Source organism: Anoxybacillus tengchongensis (genome assembly GCF_014201585.1).
Classification (GTDB): Bacteria; Bacillota; Bacilli; order Bacillales; family Anoxybacillaceae; genus Anoxybacillus; species Anoxybacillus tengchongensis.
Genome location: NZ_JACHES010000006.1, coordinates 93,113 through 114,123, shown reverse-complemented (window position 1 = coordinate 114,123; position 21,011 = coordinate 93,113). Strand labels below are relative to the sequence as shown.

Genomic DNA, 21,011 nt, shown 5'->3' with positions numbered 1-21,011 from the left:
ACGATGAACGAAAAACAACGTTTACAGTACACAGCACAAATTGAAACTGATCATCCAACGGACAAAAAATCCGCTTTGGATGAAAATTTGCAACGTTTAAAGCAAAAAACGAGTCAAGACTATGAAAAATATTTTTCAACTGTATTTGTGCCACCATCTTTAAAAGAGGCGAAAAAACGCGGGAAAGAGGAAGTGAAATATCATAAAGATTTTTCGATTCCAGAAGAGTTTCGCGGTATGGGGAACGGCCGTAAATTTTACATTCGTACGTACGGCTGTCAAATGAATGAGCACGACACAGAAGTGATGGCTGGAATTTTTATGGCGCTCGGTTATGAGCCGACGGATCGTCCAGAAGATGCCAACGTCATTTTATTAAATACGTGTGCGATTCGTGAAAATGCGGAGAATAAAGTATTCGGAGAAATTGGTCACTTAAAGCCGTTGAAGCAAAACAATCCTGATTTATTGCTCGGTGTATGTGGCTGTATGTCGCAAGAAGAATCGGTCGTCAATAAAATTTTAAAACAATTCCAATACGTTGATATGATTTTCGGTACGCATAATATTCATCGTCTTCCGTATATTTTGAAAGAGGCGTACATGTCAAAAGAAATGGTTGTTGAAGTATGGTCAAAAGAAGGCGACGTTATCGAAAACTTACCAAAAGTGCGCAAAGGAAATATTAAAGCATGGGTTAATATTATGTACGGTTGCGATAAGTTTTGTACGTACTGCATCGTTCCGTATACGCGCGGAAAAGAACGGAGCCGTCGTCCAGAAGATATTATTCAAGAAGTGCGGCATTTAGCAGCACAAGGATATAAGGAAATTACGCTTTTAGGTCAAAACGTGAATGCGTATGGAAAAGATTTTACTGATATGAAATATGGTCTTGGTGATTTAATGGATGAATTACGTAAAATTGATATTCCACGTATTCGTTTCACAACAAGTCATCCACGTGATTTTGATGACCGTTTAATCGAAGTGTTAGCGAAAGGCGGAAATTTAGTGGAGCACATTCACTTACCGGTTCAATCGGGAAGTAGTGAAGTGTTAAAAATGATGGCACGTAAATATACACGTGAACAATATTTAGAGCTTGTTCGCAAAATTAAAGAAGCAATTCCTGGTGTAGCGCTCACAACAGACATCATTGTCGGTTTTCCGAATGAAACAGACGAGCAGTTTGAAGAAACGTTGTCGCTATATCGTGAGGTAGAATTTGATTCTGCATTTACGTTCATTTACTCGCCACGTGAAGGGACGCCAGCAGCAAAAATGGTCGACAACGTACCGATGGAAGTGAAAAAAGAACGTTTACAACGATTAAATGCATTAGTGAACGAAATTTCTGCGAGAAAAATGAAGGAGTACGAGGGGCAAGTTGTCGAAGTATTAGTAGAAGGGGAAAGTAAAAACAACCCGAATGTTCTCGCTGGATATACACGTAAAAACAAGCTTGTTAACTTCGTTGGTCCTAAGTCAGCAATTGGTCAACTTGTAAAAGTACGAATTACAGAGGCGAAAACATGGACGTTAAACGGAGAAATGGTAGAAGAAACGATTGAGGTGAAATAACGTGGCGAAATATACGAAAGATGACATCGTACAAAAAGCAAAAGAATTGGCTAAAATGATTGCTGAAACAGAAGAAGTAGAGATTTTTAAACAAGCAGAAGCGAAAATTCATGAAAATGAAAAAGTGCGCACGATGATTTCTAAAATGAAATCATTACAAAAACAAGCTGTAAATTTGCAACATTACGGCAAAGTTGAAGCATTAAAAAAAGTAGAAGCAGAAATTGATGACATTTACGAACAGCTCTCAGAAATTCCAATTGTGGAACAATTTAAACAATCGCAAGTAGAAATTAACGATTTATTGCAACTTGTTGCTTCCACTATTTCAAAGACAGTAACAGATGAAATTATTACATCAACGGGCGGAGATGTGTTGCGAGGAGAAACAGGCGCTCAAGTGAAACATAGCCATTGCGGACATTGTCATTAAAGAGTCCATTTTATATGGGCTCTTTTTTATGTTTTTTGTACATATTTCGAATGAGTTGCATACAATGAACTATACGGAATGATTGTTTTTTTATGTACACTTTTATGTTTCTCATGCATAGGATAAAATGAACAATGCATTTTTGAGGAGGGTTTGTTTCATGTCCCAATACAGAGAGATTATCACAAAGGCGGTTGTGGGAAAAGGCCGAAAGTTTACGCAATCGACGCATACGGTTTCCGCTCAACATCGTCCAACGAGCGTGCTCGGTTGTTGGATTATTAATCATCGGTACGAAGCAAAAAAGGTAGATCGCAATGTTGAAATTCATGGCAAGTATGATGTGAATGTTTGGTATTCGTACAACGATAATACAAAAACGGAAGTGCTTACAGAGACAGTATCGTACACCGATATGATTCCGTTAAAGTATCGTAATGAAGAGCTTATTAGTGAAGAACAAGAAGTGATTGCACGCGTTGTTCAACAACCAAATTGTTTAGAATGTACGATTGCTCCAAACGGAAATAAAGTAACTGTCGAAGTAGAGCGGGAGTTTGTTGCAGAAGTCATCGGAGAAACAAAAGTACGTATTGCGGTCGTTGATACATCATCAGACGAAATAGAGGAAGATATTGAAGCGGAATTAGAACAGTTAGATGAAGAGCTTCTTCAAGAAGGGAGCAATAAAAACTAGGAAGTTTGTTCTTCCTAGTTTTTATTTTTGTTATAATAATTGAAGTCAATATTTCGGATGTTGGAGGAAAGATCATGGCTTATACACCGATGATTCAACAATATTTAGCAATTAAGTCACAATATAAAGATGCTTTTTTATTTTTCCGCCTCGGTGATTTTTACGAAATGTTTTTTGAAGATGCAATTAAAGCATCACAAGAATTAGAAATTACGCTTACAAGCCGAGATGGTGGGGGAGAAGAACGCGTACCGATGTGCGGGGTGCCTTATCATTCGGCTGCTATGTACATCGAACGTTTGATTGAGAAAGGTTATAAAGTTGCGATTTGTGAGCAAGTTGAAGATCCAAAAACAGCGAAAGGGGTAGTGCGCCGAGAAGTTGTTCAACTCATTACACCAGGAACGGTTATGGAAGGGAAGCAGCTTGAAGAGAAAGCAAACAACTATTTAACCTCATTGACGTCATTTGAAGATGGTACGTACGGACTCGCGTATACAGATTTGACAACCGGGGAAAGCCGTATCACGCTTCTTCATTCGTTTGAAGATGTGTTCAATGAAATTTATTCCATTGGCACAAAAGAAATTGTTGTTGCGACGACGTCTAAAGAACAATGGAAATCGCTACAAGAACGATATGCTCTTACGATTTCATGTGAAGATGAAACAATGATTCCACCGGCTTGTGAACGTGTTGTTTCACATTTGAAACAAGAAAAGTTACTCGTGACGTTTGGAAGATTATTGAATTACTTAGTAAAAACACAGAAACGAAATTTGACGCATTTGCAGCCGGTCGAGCTGTATGAAGTTAATTCACATATGAAAATTGATATGTACTCCAAACGGAATTTAGAGTTAACGGAAACGATGAGAACAAAAGGAAAAGTTGGTTCTGTTTTTTGGCTTCTTGATGAGACAATGACCGCTATGGGCGGGCGTTTACTTAAGCAATGGATTGATCGTCCGCTATTAGATCGTGAAAAAATCGAACAGCGATTGCATTTCGTGGAGCAATTTTTGATACATTATTTTGAAAGACAAGAATTACGTGAATACCTTCGCAGTGTATATGATTTAGAGCGGTTAGCTGGACGTGTGGCATTTGGAAATGTGAACGCGCGTGATTTAATTCAATTGAAAAAATCGTTAAAACAAGTACCTTTCATTTCCTCGCTTCTTATGCAAATTTGTGATGAGCACATTCAATCATTTGCACAACAGTTAGATGCCTGTGAAGAACTTGTTCAATTGTTAGAAGAAGCAATTGAAGAAAATCCACCGCTTTCTGTGAAGGAGGGTGGAATCATTAAAGATGGTTACAACGAAACGTTAGATCGATTTCGGGATGCTAGTCGGAATGGGAAAACATGGATTGCGCAGTTAGAAGCGAAAGAGAGAGAATTAACGGGAATTAAATCATTAAAGATTGGTTACAATCGAGTGTTTGGATATTATATCGAAGTAACAAAAGCAAATTTACATTTATTACCTGAAGGGCGGTATGAACGTAAACAAACGCTAGCTAATGCCGAACGTTTTGTGACGAAAGAGTTGAAAGAAAAAGAAGCACTTATTTTAGAAGCAGAAGAAAAAAGCATAGAATTAGAATATGAATTGTTTGTTTCTATACGTGAACAAGTAAAACAATATATTGTTCGTTTGCAAAAATTAGCAAAAAACATAAGCCAATTAGATGTTTTACAATGTTTTGCTACTGTCAGTGAAAAGTATAATTACTGTAAACCGCAGTTTTCTCACGATCGTCGTCTTGTAGTTCGACAGGGGCGACATCCTGTTGTTGAAAAAGTATTAGGATCAAATATTTATGTTCCAAACGATTGTTATATGGATGCTGAACGAGAAATGCTGCTTATTACAGGACCGAATATGTCTGGAAAAAGCACGTACATGCGTCAAATTGCATTAACAGCTATTATGGCACAAATTGGTTGTTTTGTTCCAGCGGAAGAAGCGATATTACCGATCTTTGATCAAGTATTTACGCGCATTGGAGCGGCTGACGATTTAGTTGCAGGTCAAAGTACGTTTATGGTTGAAATGTTAGAAGCGCGTCATGCGATCGTTCACGCGACACAAAATAGCCTTATTTTATTTGATGAAATTGGTCGTGGAACATCCACATATGACGGTATGGCGCTCGCCCAAGCTATGATCGAATATATTCATGATCGCATCGGTGCCAAAACGCTATTTAGTACTCACTATCACGAATTAACGGCACTCGAACAACGATTGCCACGCCTAAAAAATGTTCATGTGAGTGCTATAGAAGAAAATGGTAAATTAATCTTTTTGCATAAAATTAAAGAAGGTCCAGCGGATAAAAGTTACGGCATTCATGTAGCTCACTTAGCTAAGTTGCCGTTAGATTTGATTCAACGGGCTGAACAAATTTTATTTGAATTTGAATCAAATTCGACACCGATCATAAAAGACAAGAAAGAGAAGTTTGAGCAATTAAGCATGTTTGAAGAACAACATGACAAAGTGCGTTCGGATATATCAAAAAAGGAGAAAGAAGTGATTAAGCGTATTCAGGCGCTCGATTTACTTGATATGACACCGCTTGAAGCGATGAATAAACTATATGACATTCAAAAGCTACTAAAGTGAAAGGAGGAAAAACGTGGGGAAAATTCGCAAACTTGATGACGCGTTAGCGAATAAAATTGCAGCAGGGGAAGTTGTGGAACGCCCGGCTTCTGTTGTGAAGGAACTTGTTGAAAATGCGATTGATGCTCATAGCACCATCATTGAAGTCGAGTTAGAAGAAGCGGGATTGGCAAAAATTCGCGTGGTTGACAACGGAGATGGGTTAGAAGAGGAAGACTGTTTTTTAGCGTTCGAACGACATGCAACAAGTAAAATTAAAGAAGAAACAGATTTGTTTCGCATTCGTACGCTTGGCTTTCGAGGGGAGGCATTGCCTAGTATTGCATCCGTTTCGCATTTAGAGCTGAAGACGAGTACCGGTGAAGGACCAGGAACGTGGCTTGTTTTCAAAGGCGGAGAACTTGTGCAGCATGGTCGGACGAGCAGTCGAAAAGGAACAGATATGACCGTTTCCCATTTATTTTTCAATACGCCAGCTCGTCTAAAATATATGAAAACCATTCATACGGAGCTTGGTCATGTGGTTGATGTCATGAATCGTCTAGCGCTTGCACATCCGCATATTTCATTTCGATTAACACATAACGGAAAACAACTGTTTTATACGAACGGAAATGGGGATGTACGGCAAGTGTTAGCTGCAATTTACGGATTTGATACTGCAAAAAAAATGATTGCTATTCATGCAGAGACTCTTGATTTTACGATTGACGGTTATGTCGCTTTACCTGAGGTGACGCGCGCGTCCCGGAACTATATAACGACGATCGTAAATGGACGATATATTAAAAACTATTCGTTATATAAAGCGATTGAAGAAGGGTATCATACGCTTCTTCCAATTGGACGGCATCCAATTGCATTTTTAAATATTGTTATGGATCCACTTCTTGTAGATGTAAACGTTCATCCAGCAAAGTTGGAAGTGCGCTTTAGTAAAGAATCCGAGTTAAATGAGCTTGTCCAACAAACGATTCGCCAAGCGTTTCAAAAACAGACGCTCATTCCCGAAGTAACCATACCACGAGTGGAAAAGCCGAGAACAGAACAACAAACGTTTTCGTTTGAACATATCGTGAAGGAATCGAACATTGTTCCACCGCGAACGATCTCATCTTGTGAGCCAGAAAAGAAAGCAGAACAACAAATCGTATTAGAGAAAAGCGAAGAACGTGCTAGTGATATGGATACGGAGTCACCTAATGTGGAGAACCTAGAAGAAATAGATCAAGAGCGTATTCCACCGCTATATCCGATTGGACAAATGCACGGGACGTATATTTTAGCTCAAAATGAAAATGGGCTGTATATTATTGATCAACATGCTGCACAAGAGCGAATCAAATATGAATATTTTCGCGAAAAATTAGTAATGGTCACAAATGAGTTACAACCGTTGCTTATCCCGTTGACGTTTACTTATTCATCAAGTGAATATTTGCTTATTGACAGTTATCGCGATCAATTAGCTGCGTGTGGCGTATTTTTAGAGCCGTTTGGTCATAACAGTTTTATTGTTCGTTCTCATCCTCAATGGTTTCCAAAAGGGGAAGAAGCAACAATCATTGAGGAAATGATCAAGCAAGTGTTAGTGATGAAAAAAGTAGACATTAAGCAACTCCGAGAAAAAGCGGCCATTATGATGAGTTGTAAACAATCCATTAAGGCGAATCAGTTTTTGCGCAACGATGAAATATTTGCGTTGCTTGAATCGTTGCGTAAAACGAGCGATCCATTTACATGTCCGCACGGTCGGCCTATTATTATTCATTTTTCTACTTATGAGCTAGAAAAAATGTTTAAACGCGTCATGTAGAAACCGAATATGTTTCGTCCGCTTTCGAATGAAATTTTTCAAAATGAGATGATAAAATGCACAAGGTTTGTCTATAATAAATAAATGTGAATTAGAGTGGAAAGTAGTGGTATTGTATGGGAGAGAAAGTCGTTGTGTTAATTGGTCCAACGGCTGTGGGGAAAACGAAAATGAGCGTAGAGTTAGCCAAACGTTTAAACGGAGAAATTATCAATGGAGACTCCATGCAAGTATACAGAGGACTAGATATCGGGACGGCTAAAATTCGTCAAGAAGAAATGGAAGGCATCCCACACCATTTACTAGATATAAAAGAGCCACATGAATCTTTTTCTGTTGCAGAGTTTCAGACGCTTGCTCGCTCACTTATTACAGATATTACGAGACGAGGAAAGCTTCCAATCATCGTTGGTGGTACAGGGCTATATATTCAATCTGTTATTTATGATTATCAATTTTCAGATGCACCTTCCAACAACTTGTATCGTCAGTCGCTCGAGCGATATTCGTCTGATGAGCTGTATGAACAACTGAAACGTATAGATTCTTTAAGTGCGGAACGTATCCATCCGAATAATGTTCGCCGTGTCATACGTGCGTTAGAAATTTACCATTGCACAGGGAAAACAATGACAGAATGGCTAAAAGAACAAAAACGACAACTTGTTTACAATGTTGCGCTCATTGGGTTGGCAATGGAACGAGAAAAACTATATGAACGTATTAATCGGCGAGTAGATGAAATGATTGCTCAAGGATTGATTGAAGAAGTGAAGCGATTGTATGATCAAGGTTTACACGACTGTCAAGCCATTCAAGCCATCGGTTATAAAGAGCTCTATGCACACTTAGATGGAAAAATTACGCTTGAAGAAGCGATCGAACAGTTGAAACAAAACTCCCGTCGCTACGCGAAGCGCCAACTTACATGGTTCCGTAACCAAATGCCTGTTCGGTGGTTTGACATGACGGATGACACAATGTTTGAGATGCGAGTCAATGAAATTTTGCACTACATAGAAGGAAAGTTTCACTTTCAAGCGAATATATAGACGTAATGTAGAGAGAAAAAGAGGAGGACGACGTAATGAAAAACACAATAAACATTCAAGATCAGTTTTTAAATCAATTGCGGAAGGAAGAAACGACGGTTACTGTATTTTTACTGAATGGATTTCAATTGCGTGGATTAGTGAAAGGATTTGACAATTTTACAGTGTTATTAGAAGTGGACGGAAGACAACAACTAATTTATAAACATGCGATTTCCACATTTGCACCACAAAAAAATGTGAAAATCGAGATCGAGTAACCCAAATCGCTCACCATATCGGTGGGCGATTTTTTTCATTAGGCATTTGTCACGAAATAGGCAACAACAGCGTATATTGATAAAAGAAGCAACGATGAAGGAGAGGTGACGTCGCCTTGTCAGAGTTGACGATGAAGCAAACGAAAAGTCAAATTAATATTGTGCTTAACGCAAAAAACGTCAATTATTTGCCAAAAGAAGAAGCACCTAATCGAATTGATTATCATCAACATGCGGTGCTGAAAGAAATTCAAAAAGAGCTAGATGAATTAGTTGGACTGAGTGAAGTGAAAAAATTAATTAAGGAAATTTATGCTTGGCTATATATTAATAAAGCACGTCAAGTGAACGGATTGAAAGGAAATAAACAATCGCTTCATATGATTTTTAAAGGGAACCCAGGTACAGGAAAAACGACAGTTGCTCGCATTCTTGGAAAGTTGTTTTTAGAAATGAACGTTTTATCCAAAGGACACTTTATTGAAGCAGAACGTGCTGATTTAGTCGGTGAATACATCGGTCATACAGCGAATAAAACGCGCGATTTAATTAAAAAAGCACGCGGAGGCATTTTATTTATTGATGAAGCTTACTCACTTGCACGCGGAGGAGAAAAAGATTTTGGAAAAGAAGCCATCGATACATTAGTAAAAGGAATTGAAGATTTTTCTGACGATTTAGTCGTAATTTTAGCCGGATATCCGGCTGAGATGGATTATTTTTTATCGTTAAACCCAGGATTGCCGTCACGTTTTCCGTTAATGCTCGAATTTCCTGATTACACAACAGAGGAACTTGTACAAATCGCAAAACAAATGCTTCACATGAGAGAATATGAGCTTACTTCCGAAGCAGAACGAAAGCTACGTGAACATATTGAACAGCTGTTAACTGGGGGGTATCAAAGAAAGTTTAGTAACGGTCGTTACATTCGAAATTTGATTGAAAAAGCAATTCGGAAACAAGCAGTGCGCCTGTTGCATGAAGGGCGTTATGATAAAAAAGAATTGATGATTATAAGAGAACGCGATTTAGTTGTTGAATAAATAGGGAAGGGAGACCTTCCTTATTTTTTATGTAAGAAAGAAGGGTTTCTTTTTTATTTTGTAGAATATAATCTGAAAATAAAAAATATTACTTATATTAATATAAAAAGTTGAGGAGGGGTTATTTTGTATATTACAATTGGAGAACTATTTTCACAGTCTGTAAGGAAATTCCCAAAAAAAGAGGCGCTTGTTGATGTTCGTACAGGGCTTCGTTATACGTACGAAGCATGGGAAAAAGAAGTGGACCAACTTGCAAACGCTTTCTTAGAAGCGGGAGTCCGAAAAGGAGATCGCGTATCGACCGTGTTATTTAATACGGCAGAACTGGCGACTGCTTTTTTTGCGTGCGCGAAAATCGGGGCTGTCTTCAACCCGATCAACTTTCGTTTACGCTCACAAGAAATCGCTTACATTTTAGCTGATGCCACTCCAAAAATCGTGCTATTTGAACAAGCCGTTGAGCCACAAATCGCAGCCATTCATCATGAATTTCCACATATTTCTTTTTGGGTCATTGATGGGCAAGCACCAGCATATGCAGTTTCCTATCATGAACAAATCCAACGCGCAAATAGCGAACTTCCAGCCATCGATGTTTTTGAACATGACTTGTATGCGATTATGTACACAAGCGGAACGACAGGGCGACCAAAAGGAGTGATGCATCGACATCGCGACATGGTCGAACAAAGCTTGATTTGCAATTCTGTTATGCGTATTCGCGAAACAGAGCGGGGACTTGTCACCGCACCGATGTTTCATTGCGCAGAATTGCATTGTTGTTTCCTTCCGCGTGTTCACGCTGGCGCAACAAACGTCATCGTCCACCATTTTGACCCGAAACAAGTGTTAAGCGTCATCGAGCAAGAGCAAATTACTATATTATTTGCTGCACCGACGATGTGGAATATGCTGTTGCAAGAGAAATTGTCCGATTATGATTTATCGTCGCTTCGCATCGGGTTATACGGAGCTGCTCCGATGGCGCCAGTGCTTGTGAAAGAATGCAAAGAACGGTTAGGCATTGACTTAATTCAAGCGTACGGCATGACGGAAATGGGGCCGGCGGTGACTTTCTTATACGAAGATGAGCAATTAACGAAAGCGGGGTCTGCCGGGCGCGTGTGCTTAAATCATGAAATTCGCATCGTTAAACCGCGCGAAGATGGACCGTCTGACCCGGATGACATTTTGCCGCCAGGACAAGTCGGCGAAATTATTGTCAAAGGCCCGTGCATGATGGTTGGCTACTACAACCGTGAAGATGCGACGGAAAAAGCGATGTATAAAGGTTGGTATCATTCCGGCGATTTAGGCTATATGGATGAAGATGGGTATTTATACGTTGCGGATCGCGTCGATGACATGATTATTAGCGGCGGTGAAAACGTCTATCCGCGCGAAGTAGAGGACGTACTTTATGAACATGAAGGAGTGCTTGATGTCGCGGTACTTGGTGAACCGGATGCGCTATGGGGAGAAAAAGTCATTGCGTTTGTTGTGAAAAAAGACGAATCGCTTACTGCGGAACAATTAGAGGTGTTTTGCAAACAAAGCGACAAACTCGCGCCATACAAACGACCGCGCGCCTATTATTTCGTCGATGCACTACCACGCAATGCGAGCGGAAAAATTCAAAAGTTTTTATTGCGCGAACAAATGAAGAAAATGACGCAATCATAGGGTGGTGACAGCATGGCAACATATTTACAGGAAGAACATCATATATTTCGTGAAGCGTTCCGTAAATTTTTACAAAAAGAAGCGTATCCGTTTTATACCGAATGGGAAAAACAAGGAATCATTCCACGGGAGTTTTGGCGGAAAATGGGAGAGAACGGCTTCCTTTGTCCGTGGGTAGACGAAACATACGGTGGATTTGGTGCCGATTTCGGTTATTCGGTCGTCATTAATGAAGAGTTAGAGAAAGTAGGGTCAAGCCTTGTCGGCATCGGCTTGCATAACGATATCGTTGTTCCGTACATCGCGTCGTACGGAACAGATGAGCAAAAGAAAAAATGGTTGCCAAAATGCGTGTCTGGGGAGCTTGTCACCGCCATTGCGATGACCGAACCAGGTGCAGGTTCTGATTTAGCAAGTATTGCAACAACAGCAGTGAAACATGGCGACCATTATATCGTCAACGGACAAAAAACGTTTATTACAAACGGCATTCATGCGGATTTAGTCATCGTCGTCTGCAAAACAAATCCGCAGGCTAATCCGCCGCATAAAGGCATGAGTCTCCTTGTCGTCGAACGAGAAACACCGGGATTTACACGTGGCCGGAAGCTAGAAAAAGTCGGCTTACATGCTCAAGATACAGCCGAGTTATTTTTTAGCGACGCGAAAGTTCCGGCAGAAAACTTGCTCGGCGAAGAAGGAAAAGGTTTTTACTATTTAATGGAAAAATTACAACAAGAGCGGCTTATCGTCGCCATCGCTGCCCAAACAGCAGCAGAAGTGATGTTTGACTTAACGAAACGATATGTGAAAGAGCGTACAGCGTTTGGAAAAACGATTAGCCAATTTCAAACCGTCCAATTCCGGCTCGCGGAAATGGCGACGGAAATTGCATTAGGGCGCGCGTTTCTTGATGATGTTATCGAACAACATATCGCGGGGAAAGACGTTGTGGCCAACGTATCGATGGCGAAATGGTGGATTACGGAAATGACAAAGCGTGTCGCTTCGGAAGGAATGCAGCTTCATGGAGGCTATGGCTATATGGAAGAATACGAAATGGCTAGACGTTATCGCGACATTCCGGTTAGCGCTATTTATGCAGGCACGAATGAAGTAATGAAAATGATCATTGCCAAACATCTTGGATTGTAGGGGGGATTTTGTTGCTGGATGGAATCAAAGTGATTGATTTTTCCCACTATCTCCCCGGCCCGTTTGCGAGCCTTCGCTTAGCCGATTTAGGTGTGGAAGTAATCAAAATCGAGCCAAAAACAGGCGAACGGATGCGGGGGCTTGCTGCTGACTGCCTGTTTGACGCGAACAATAAAAATAAAAAAAGCATAGCGTTAAATTTGAAAAACGCAACAGATGTTCAAACGGCGCAACAGCTCATCCGCCAAGCGGACGTCGTTATCGAAAGTTTTCGCCCCGGTGTTATGAAAAAGCTTGGGCTCGGCTATGAAGACGTATCCATTATGAATCCATCACTTGTATATTGTTCGATTAGTGGTTACGGTCAACATAGCCGGTATGCATCGTTTGGAAGTCATGATTTAAACTACATGGCGCTTTCAGGCGTTTTAGCCCAGCTGAAAGCGGACGGTCGCCCAATTCATCCGACGATTACGCTTGCTGATCTCATCGGGAGCATGCATGTCGTCGAACAAATTACCGCTGCGTTATATGCGCGCGAACGGACTGGGAAAGGACGTTATATAGACGTTTCCCTTGTTGACGGCTTGCTTGCGATGATGACGAACCATTTTGTATTCGAGCACGATACCGGACAAAAAAATGGGATTCCGATATTAGCTGGGACGGTTGTGTCGTATCATCTGTATGAAACGAAAGACGGGCGATATGTGGCGCTTGCGGCGCTTGAAGTGCATTTTTGGCGCAATTTTTGCGATGCAGTCAAAAAGCCAGAGTGGTACGAAGGACATCTATCAGCGGCTTGCGACGACAATCCTCTCTTTCTAGAAATAAAGCAGTTGTTTCGTTCGAAAACGTTTCAACAATGGATCGCTTTTTCTGGACAAGTCGACTGTTGTTTAACACCGGTATTAGAAACCGATGAGGCGAAAACGTGGTTTACAAGCGATACGTACCGAAAAATGATTCATATCGACAACGACCAAATCGAAGTAGCGACCCGTTACGATGAGCAGTTTTTTGCGAAACGTACACGAGCCCCGAAACTAAACGAACATAAAGGAGTGGTGGTAAATGATGAACATTCCATTAAATATTGCGACAATGCTTGAACGGGCAGAAATGTTTTTTCCGAAAAAACAAGTCATTTCGCGGATGAAAAACGGGATTGTCCGCCATACGTATAAAGAAATTGGCGAGCGGACGAGAAAGCTTGCTAGTGCACTGCGAGCGCTTGGTGTCAATACAGGAGACCGCGTCGGCACGTTCGCGTGGAACCATCATCGCCATTTAGAAGCGTATTTTGCCATTCCGGGTATCGGGGCGGTGTTGCATACGATTAACATTCGCCTGTCGCCGCAACATATCGCCTATATTATTAACCACGCCAACGACCGCGTGCTATTGATTGACGACGATTTATTGCCGCTCATTGAACGGGTGAAAAACGAAATAAACGTCGAGGCGTTTATCATTATGACCGATGAACCGACGCTTCCGAAGACGACGCTTGCGCCCGTTTATCATTATGAACAGTTGCTGCAACAAGCCGAACCGATTTCGTTTGTTAAAGACATCGACGAACATCACCCTGCTGGCATGTGCTATACGTCCGCAACAACCGGAAATCCGAAGGGCGTGTTATATTCCCATCGCGGCATCGTTCTCCATAGCATGGCGCTTGGGCTTGCCGATAGCGCGGCGTTATCGGAATCGGATGTGGCGCTGCCAGTTGTTCCGATGTTTCATGCGAATGCGTGGGGTTTGCCGTTTGCGGCGGTTTGGTTCGGGACGACGCTTGTCATGCCGGGGGCGGCATTTACGCCGAAAATATTAGCCGAGCTGATGGAACAAGAGAAAGTGACGCTTGCTGCCGGTGTGCCGACTGTTTGGCTTGGGTTATTGAACGAGTTGGAGAGAGGCACATACGATTTACGCAGCGTAACGCGCATTTTATGCGGCGGTTCAGCAGCACCGAAAGGAATGATTCGCGCCTTTGAAGAAAAATACGGCATCCCGTTCGTACACGCCTACGGCATGACGGAAACGAGTCCACTTGTCGTCTTGTCGCGCCTCAAAAGCTACCAGCAGCACGTATCGAACGAAGAAAAAATGGACATTCGTGCGAAGCAAGGATTTCTTGTCCCTGGGGTAGAAATGAAAGTAATTGGCAAAGACGGCGAAGTGGCGTGGGACGGAACGGAAATGGGCGAACTATGCTTGCGCGGTCCGTGGATTGCCGATGAATATTATAATGATGAGCGAAGCAAAGACGCGTTTCGCGACGGATGGCTCTATACAGGCGATGTCGTGACAGTAGATGAAGAAGGGTTTATTAAAATTGTGGACCGGACAAAAGACGTCATTAAAAGCGGTGGAGAATGGATTTCGTCTGTCGATTTAGAAAATGCATTGATGGCGCATGAAGCGGTGTTTGAAGCGGCGGTTGTTGCCGTGCCGCATCCACAATGGCAAGAGCGCCCGATCGCATGCGTCGTAGTGAAAGAAGGAAAGCATGTGACAAAAGAGGAGCTATACGAGTTTTTACGTCCGCAATTTGCGAAATGGTGGCTGCCAGATGACATCGTCTTCATGAGCGAAATTCCGAAAACGAGTGTCGGAAAATTTTTAAAAATGAAATTACGTGAACAACTGCGCGATTATTTTACAAACGTTCAATAGGGGGGAGTGGGGATGCAAACAATTGCGGTGATTGGTGCTGGCTTAATGGGAAGCGGCATCGCCCAGTCATTAGCGATGGGCGGAAAAACAGTTTATTTATACGATATTTCTGATGAAGCGCTTGAAAAAGGAATGCAATCCATTCAAAAAAGCGTTTCTCGTTTTGTAAAAGCTAGCAAACTACAAGAACAAGAGGCAACGGCTATTCTTTCACGCATTCAAACCGAAACGAACTTGCAAGAAGCAGTGAAAGCGGCGGACGTTGTCATCGAAGCGGTGCCAGAACATTTGCCGCTCAAAAAACAAGTATTTGAACAGCTTGATCGTTACGCGAAACGAGAAGCGATTTTAGCGACAAATACGTCGGAATTAAGCGTCACGGCGATTGCTGCGGCGACGAAGCGTCCGAGCCAAGTCGTCGGCATGCATTGGTTTAATCCGGCTCCAGTCATGAAACTCATTGAGATCGTCAAAGGTGTGGCGACATCTGAACAAACGATTGAAGCGATTCAGCAACTATCGGAATCTATCGGCAAAGAAACAGTCATTGTAAAAGATATGCAGGGATTTGTGACGACGCGGGCGCTAGCTGCGCATATGTTGGAATGTATTCGCATGTACGAAGAAGGAGTCGCTTCTGCGGAACATATTGACAAGGCGATTCGCCTGGGGCTGAATTACCCGATGGGTCCGCTTGAACTTGCCGACTTAGTCGGATTAGATACGATGTTATTGGCTAGCGAAAATATGACAGAAGCATATGGCGATCGGTTCCGCCCGCCACAAACGCTCCGAAAACTCGTTGAAGCAGGACATCTCGGCCGAAAAACAGGCAAAGGATTTTACACATATGAGTGAAGGAAGGGAAAAGCATGCGTGAAGTGGTCATTGTTGAAGCGGTACGCACTCCTGTCGGCAAGCGAAACGGGGTATTTCGCGACAAACATCCGGTGCATTTAGCGGCCATTGTACTTGAAGAAGTCGTGAAGCGTGCTAAGGTAGAAAAGCGGTTGATTGAAGATATTGTGATGGGATGCGTGACACCGATTGGCGAGCAAGGATATAATATCGGGCGTTTAGCGGCACTTGAGGCAGGCTTTCCCGTTGACGTGCCCGCAGTGCAAATTAACCGCATGTGCGGTTCGGGGCAGCAAGCGCTTCATTTCGCTGCGCAGGAAATTAAATCAGGCGATATGGACATCACGATTGCGGCTGGTGTGGAAAGTATGACGAAAGTGCCGATTTTAAGCGATGGAAACGAGCGGACGATTCCACCGTCGCTCCATGAAAAATACGAATTCGTCCACCAAGGCATTTCTGCTGAATTGATTGCCGAAAAATACGGATTGACACGAGAACAGTTAGATGCATATGCGTACGAAAGCCACCAGCGGGCGCTTCGGGCGCAAGCAGAAGGTCGTTTCACTGAAGAAATTGTACCAGTAGGTGGGATTGATCAAGACGGTAACGACATCATCGTAACCGCCGATGAAGGACCGCGCCAAGATACATCGCTTGAAGCGTTGGCAGCGTTGAAGCCGGTCTTTAAACAAGACGGAAAAATTACAGCTGGAAACGCAAGTCAAATGAGCGACGGCGCAGCGGCCGTGCTACTGATGGAGCGCGAAACAGCGCTTTGTCTTGGTTTGAAACCAAAAGTAAAAATTGTTGCTCAAACAGTCGTCGGCTCCGATCCGACGTACATGTTGGACGGTGTCATTCCGGCGACGAAAAAATATTGCAAAAAGCGAACCTTACAATTGACGATATCGACCTTGTTGAAATTAATGAAGCGTTCGCTCCTGTTGTCCTTGCTTGGCAAAAAGAAATCGGTGCGCCGCTTTCGAAAGTAAACGTCAACGGCGGTGCGATTGCGTTAGGTCATCCGCTTGGGGCAACGGGTGTGAAACTCATGACGTCTCTCGTTCACGAACTTGAACGACGAAAGGGACGCTATGGATTATTAACGATTTGCATTGGGCACGGCATGGCAACCGCGACTATTGTTGAACGATGCGAAGAATAATGAGGGACGACACAGTTTTATGAAGGTGTTTCATGGTATGCATGGTAATAAGTAATAAGAAAGGTGTCCCGTTATTTTTGGGACACCCTCTGTTTCAGTTTTCCGCCTTCAATGACTTATTCGGCAATTTCCAGTTGTATGTATAAGATAAAATGCGCAAAGTTGCAACGATAACAAATAATACATACAAACTAACTGAAGAATGTACGATTCCCGTTCCGACAGCAACCCCCGCTACAATGGCCCAAACAGCATAAATTTCATCACGTAATACAAGAGGCTTTCTTCCGGCTAGTATATCGCGAATCATTCCGCCACCACTCCCAGTTAATACAGCCGCAACAATCACTGCGCTTAGCGGACGATTCATTTGAACGGCATACAGCGCCCCTTGAATGGCGAAGGCTGAAAGTCCAAGGGCATCGAAAAAGTTTCCCCAACGTTGCCAATGAGGTAACGTTTTTTGTGGAAACAAATAGACAATCGTCATCGCAATAAATGCAATAAAAAAAAGTGTTTGTTGTTGCCAAAGAATAGATACAGGTACACCAATTAATACGTTGCGCACAGCACCGCCACCAAATGCCGTAACAATTCCGAGGATGTATACACCTAAAATATCGTATTCCTCTTCCATAGCGACAATAGCTCCACTAATCGCAAAAGCAATGGTACCAATCATACTTAATACTTCCCAAGTCATTCTCGCAATCCTTTCTATAATGTAACATTACGTTAAAATTTTATGTATAAAATATGAAAAAATCAACGATCATTTTTCAGTCATAGCACTTTTACATAAGATTTGTTATGATGAGAACAGACGTTCAACAGGAAAGAGGGAAAATATGCAAAAAAAACAAGAGCGAGTCATTATTGTTGGGTGTCAATTACCACACGTTGATGATGAAAGGTTCTCGTATTCGCTAGAAGAGCTTGCTTCACTCGTTCATACCGCAAACGGTGAGGTAGTCATAAGTCTTACACAAAAACGGGACACGATTCATCCAGCGACATATATCGGTAAAGGAAAAGTGGAAGAACTTGTTCGGCTTGTTGAACAGCTTGAACCAGATGTCGTTATTTTTAATGATGAATTGTCACCAAGCCAAAACCGCAACTTAACGAAGTTATTACACGTACGCGTCATTGATCGGACGCAACTTATTTTAGACATTTTCGCAAGCCGTGCTCGCTCAAGGGAAGGGAAATTGCAAGTCGAGCTTGCTCAGTTACAATATATTTTGCCGCGCTTAAGTGGACAAGGTGTAGAACTTTCTCGATTAGGCGGTGGAATCGGAACGAGAGGACCGGGAGAAACGAAACTAGAAACAGACCGTCGTCATATTCGCGGCCGCATCGACGAAATTAAAGCGCAGCTAAAAGCGGTCGTTGAACATCGCGGACGGTATCGCCAACGACGAAAGAGAAATGCGGTGTTTCAAATCGCGCTAGTCGGCTACACAAACGCTGGGAAATCAACGCTTTTTAACCGGCTCACGAACGCGGATGCGTTTGAAGAAAATTTATTGTTCGCGACACTAGACCCGCTCACAAGGAAACTGGTGTTACCAAGTGGCTATACCACGCTTTTGACGGACACGGTCGGGTTTATTCAAGACTTGCCGACAACGCTCGTTGCGGCGTTTCGTTCGACGCTAGAAGAAGTGAAAGAAGCCGACTTGATTTTACATATTGTTGATTCGTCAAATCCGGACTATATTCAACATGAACAAACCGTTTACCGTTTGCTTGAGGAGCTGGAAGCGACAAACATTCCAATGGCGACGGTATATAACAAACGTGACATCGTTCTTCCAAGCTTTGTACCAAGCCCGAAGACCGATTATATGTTAGTGAGTGCGTTTTATGAACAAGATGTTCAAAATTTGCGCAATTTTATTGAAGAAAAGATGACAGAAGCGATGGAGCGTTACGATGTGGCGATTCCAGCGTTTGCAGGAAAATTGCTCGCCCAGCTAAAAGCAGAAACAATTGTACGACACATTCATTTCAATGAACAAAGTGGTATGTATGAATGTAGCGGTTACCTATTGCCAGAGCATCCACTTTTGTTACAACTAAGAACATACAGTAAATAGAAAGGGTTTTGTTATGTTTCAGCATTTTACACATGGAGAAAAAATTGCTAGGCTCGTTAAAGAAATTGAAGCACAAATTGCACCGATTCATCAAGCGATTGATGAGCGTATTGATTCCAATCAATATCGTGTATTACAAAGCTTTCGCCACCATCAGGTAAGCGATGCGCATTTTATTCCATCGACAGGATATGGCTATGATGACATCGGACGTGATACGCTCGAAAAAGTGTATGCCGACGTATTCGGAGGAGAAAGGGCGCTCGTTCGTCCACAAATTATTTCTGGCACGCATGCGATTACAATTGCCTTATTTGGTGTATTACGTCCGGGAGATGAACTATTATATATTACCGGCAAACCATACGATACGCTCGAAGAAATCGTCGGTATTCGTGGCAAAGGCATCGGTTCGTTAAAAGAGTTCCATATCGGCTATCAGAGCGTTCCGCTGACCACTGAAGGGAAAGTCGATTTTGCAGCGGTGAAACAAGCGATTAACGAACGGACGAAAATGATCGGCATTCAACGCTCGAAAGGATATGACCCTCGTCCGTCGTTTACTATTGCTGAAATAAAAGAGATGATTGATTTTGTCAAAGCAATCAAACAAGACGTCGTCGTGTTCGTCGATAACTGTTATGGAGAATTTGTCGAAGAGCAGGAACCGTGCCATGTTGGTGCAGACTTAATTGCTGGTTCGCTTATTAAAAATCCAGGTGGCGGATTAGCGAAAACAGGAGGATATCTCGTTGGTAAACGCGAATATATCGAAATGTGTGCGTATCGGATGACATCACCGGGAATTGGTGCGGAAGCAGGCGCCTCGCTGTACAGCTTGCAGGAGATGTATCAGGGCTTTTTTTTAGCGCCACATGTTGTCGGCCAAGCGTTAAAAGGTGCGGTCTTTACTGCGGCGATGCTTGAGCGTATTGGTATGAATACGTATCCGACATGGAACGCAACACGTACCGATTTAATTCAATCTGTGCAATTTGACGATGCAGAACAAATGATCGCATTTTGTCAAGCGATTCAATTTGCGTCTCCTGTCAATTCGCATTTTACGCCATATCCAAACTACATGCCAGGCTATGAAGATGACGTCATTATGGCCGCAGGAACGTTTGTACAAGGTGCAAGCATTGAATTATCAGCTGATGGGCCAATTCGGCCGCCTTATGTGGCGTATGTGCAAGGCGGATTAACGTATTCACATGTAAAAATTGCTGTGTGTATGGCGATTGATCGATTGCTTGAAAAACAATTGATTCAATTATAAAATCTTTCAGAAAAAATATGTGATAAAATATAACATATCATTGACATATAAAGTGACATAGAATAAAATGAAAATACGTATTACGTAAGGAGGGGTCGACATGAATAGTCACATTCGTCGCTCCATGCCGTTATTTCCAATGGGCATCGTTATGCAATTAACAGATTTATCAGCGCGACAAATTCGTTATTATGAGGAACACGGTCTTGTTTCACCTGCTCGGACAGAAGGTAACCGCCGATTATTTTCGTTTAATGACGTGGATCGTTTGCTTGAAATTAAAGATTTAATCGAGCAAGGTGTTAATTTAGCAGGTATTAAACAAATTTTTGCTTCGCGTCAACAACAACATATGGAAACAACGCCATCTGTTGCACCGAAAGTGATGAAACAAGATTTGTCCGAAGCGGAGTTGCGCAAACTGTTGCGTGCCGAGTTGATGCAAGCCGGCCGTTTTAATCGGGCATCGCTTCGTCAAGGAGATATTGCTCGCTTTTTTCACTAAAAATTTATGTTTTTTAACATAAATGATCTTTTTCATTTTGGGGGAG

17 protein-coding genes and 1 pseudogene are annotated in these 21,011 nt (G+C 42.2%); 17 read left to right on the top strand and 1 reads right to left on the bottom strand.

From position 1 onward, the window contains the following. The first annotated feature begins 3 nt into the window (after nucleotides 1–3). The 14 genes and pseudogenes from miaB to HNQ82_RS08315 all read left to right on the top strand — a co-directional run bounded on the left by miaB (nucleotide 4) and on the right by HNQ82_RS08315 (nucleotide 17,076). On the top strand, nucleotides 4–1,584 hold the full coding sequence (miaB, locus tag HNQ82_RS08380) for a tRNA (N6-isopentenyl adenosine(37)-C2)-methylthiotransferase MiaB (protein WP_183248792.1): 1,581 nt from the start codon (nucleotides 4–6) through the stop codon (nucleotides 1,582–1,584). A gap of 1 nt (nucleotide 1,585) precedes the next feature. Continuing rightward, complete coding sequence (locus HNQ82_RS08375; RefSeq protein WP_183248790.1) at nucleotides 1,586–2,017, top strand: YlbF family regulator; 432 nt, start codon at nucleotides 1,586–1,588, stop codon at nucleotides 2,015–2,017. A gap of 160 nt (nucleotides 2,018–2,177) precedes the next feature. Continuing rightward, nucleotides 2,178–2,714, top strand: coding sequence for an outer spore coat protein CotE (locus tag HNQ82_RS08370; protein WP_055441350.1), 537 nt, complete (start codon nucleotides 2,178–2,180; stop codon nucleotides 2,712–2,714). Nucleotides 2,715–2,788: 74 nt separating this feature from the next. Continuing rightward, entirely contained in the window at nucleotides 2,789–5,353 is a 2,565-nt protein-coding gene (gene mutS / locus HNQ82_RS08365) for a DNA mismatch repair protein MutS (RefSeq protein WP_183248787.1), read from the top strand. A gap of 13 nt (nucleotides 5,354–5,366) precedes the next feature. Then, nucleotides 5,367–7,169 carry a DNA mismatch repair endonuclease MutL gene (mutL, locus tag HNQ82_RS08360; protein WP_183248785.1) on the top strand — a complete coding sequence of 601 codons (1,803 nt, stop codon included), beginning with the start codon at nucleotides 5,367–5,369 and terminating at the stop codon, nucleotides 7,167–7,169. Between the two features lie 116 nt (nucleotides 7,170–7,285). Then, the gene (miaA, locus tag HNQ82_RS08355) at nucleotides 7,286–8,221 is read left to right on the top strand and encodes a tRNA (adenosine(37)-N6)-dimethylallyltransferase MiaA (protein WP_183248783.1); all 936 of its coding nucleotides are present in this window, start codon (nucleotides 7,286–7,288) and stop codon (nucleotides 8,219–8,221) included. Nucleotides 8,222–8,256: 35 nt separating this feature from the next. Beyond that, on the top strand, nucleotides 8,257–8,481 hold the full coding sequence (gene hfq / locus HNQ82_RS08350; protein WP_012575112.1) for an RNA chaperone Hfq: 225 nt from the start codon (nucleotides 8,257–8,259) through the stop codon (nucleotides 8,479–8,481). A 116-nt stretch (nucleotides 8,482–8,597) separates the two neighbouring features. Continuing rightward, a complete protein-coding gene (gene spoVK, locus HNQ82_RS08345; RefSeq protein WP_183248782.1) occupies nucleotides 8,598–9,527 on the top strand; it encodes a stage V sporulation protein K in 930 nt (309 codons plus the stop codon). Nucleotides 9,528–9,653: 126 nt separating this feature from the next. Next, on the top strand, nucleotides 9,654–11,213 hold the full coding sequence (locus HNQ82_RS08340) for a fatty acid--CoA ligase (protein ID WP_183248780.1): 1,560 nt from the start codon (nucleotides 9,654–9,656) through the stop codon (nucleotides 11,211–11,213). A 12-nt stretch (nucleotides 11,214–11,225) separates the two neighbouring features. Beyond that, on the top strand, nucleotides 11,226–12,368 hold the full coding sequence (locus tag HNQ82_RS08335) for an acyl-CoA dehydrogenase family protein (RefSeq protein ID WP_183248778.1): 1,143 nt from the start codon (nucleotides 11,226–11,228) through the stop codon (nucleotides 12,366–12,368). Between the two features lie 11 nt (nucleotides 12,369–12,379). Then, complete coding sequence (locus tag HNQ82_RS08330; RefSeq protein ID WP_183248776.1) at nucleotides 12,380–13,480, top strand: CaiB/BaiF CoA transferase family protein; 1,101 nt, start codon at nucleotides 12,380–12,382, stop codon at nucleotides 13,478–13,480. Further along, entirely contained in the window at nucleotides 13,443–15,050 is a 1,608-nt protein-coding gene (locus HNQ82_RS08325; protein WP_183248774.1) for a long-chain fatty acid--CoA ligase, read from the top strand. The genes HNQ82_RS08330 and HNQ82_RS08325 overlap by 38 nt, the downstream gene beginning before the upstream one ends. Nucleotides 15,051–15,062: 12 nt before the next feature. After that, nucleotides 15,063–15,908 (top strand): 3-hydroxyacyl-CoA dehydrogenase family protein, encoded by an 846-nt coding sequence (locus HNQ82_RS08320; protein ID WP_183248773.1) that lies wholly within the window; start codon nucleotides 15,063–15,065, stop codon nucleotides 15,906–15,908. Nucleotides 15,909–15,922: 14 nt separating this feature from the next. Beyond that, nucleotides 15,923–17,076, top strand: a pseudogene (locus tag HNQ82_RS08315) (thiolase family protein). 94 nt (nucleotides 17,077–17,170) lie between these two features. On the opposite strand, the gene HNQ82_RS08310 reads toward HNQ82_RS08315, so the two are convergent. Continuing rightward, entirely contained in the window at nucleotides 17,171–17,779 is a 609-nt protein-coding gene (locus HNQ82_RS08310) for a trimeric intracellular cation channel family protein (protein WP_055441340.1), read from the bottom strand. 145 nt (nucleotides 17,780–17,924) lie between these two features. Between HNQ82_RS08310 and hflX the strand changes: the two genes are divergently transcribed. The 3 genes from hflX (at nucleotide 17,925) to HNQ82_RS08295 (ending at nucleotide 20,965) form a co-directional block, all read left to right on the top strand. Continuing rightward, nucleotides 17,925–19,178 carry a GTPase HflX gene (gene hflX / locus HNQ82_RS08305; RefSeq protein WP_183248771.1) on the top strand — a complete coding sequence of 418 codons (1,254 nt, stop codon included), beginning with the start codon at nucleotides 17,925–17,927 and terminating at the stop codon, nucleotides 19,176–19,178. 13 nt (nucleotides 19,179–19,191) lie between these two features. Beyond that, nucleotides 19,192–20,460, top strand: coding sequence for a methionine gamma-lyase family protein (locus tag HNQ82_RS08300; RefSeq protein ID WP_183248768.1), 1,269 nt, complete (start codon nucleotides 19,192–19,194; stop codon nucleotides 20,458–20,460). Nucleotides 20,461–20,560: 100 nt separating this feature from the next. Further along, a complete protein-coding gene (locus HNQ82_RS08295; RefSeq protein ID WP_183248766.1) occupies nucleotides 20,561–20,965 on the top strand; it encodes a MerR family transcriptional regulator in 405 nt (134 codons plus the stop codon). The last annotated feature ends 46 nt before the right edge of the window (nucleotides 20,966–21,011 follow it).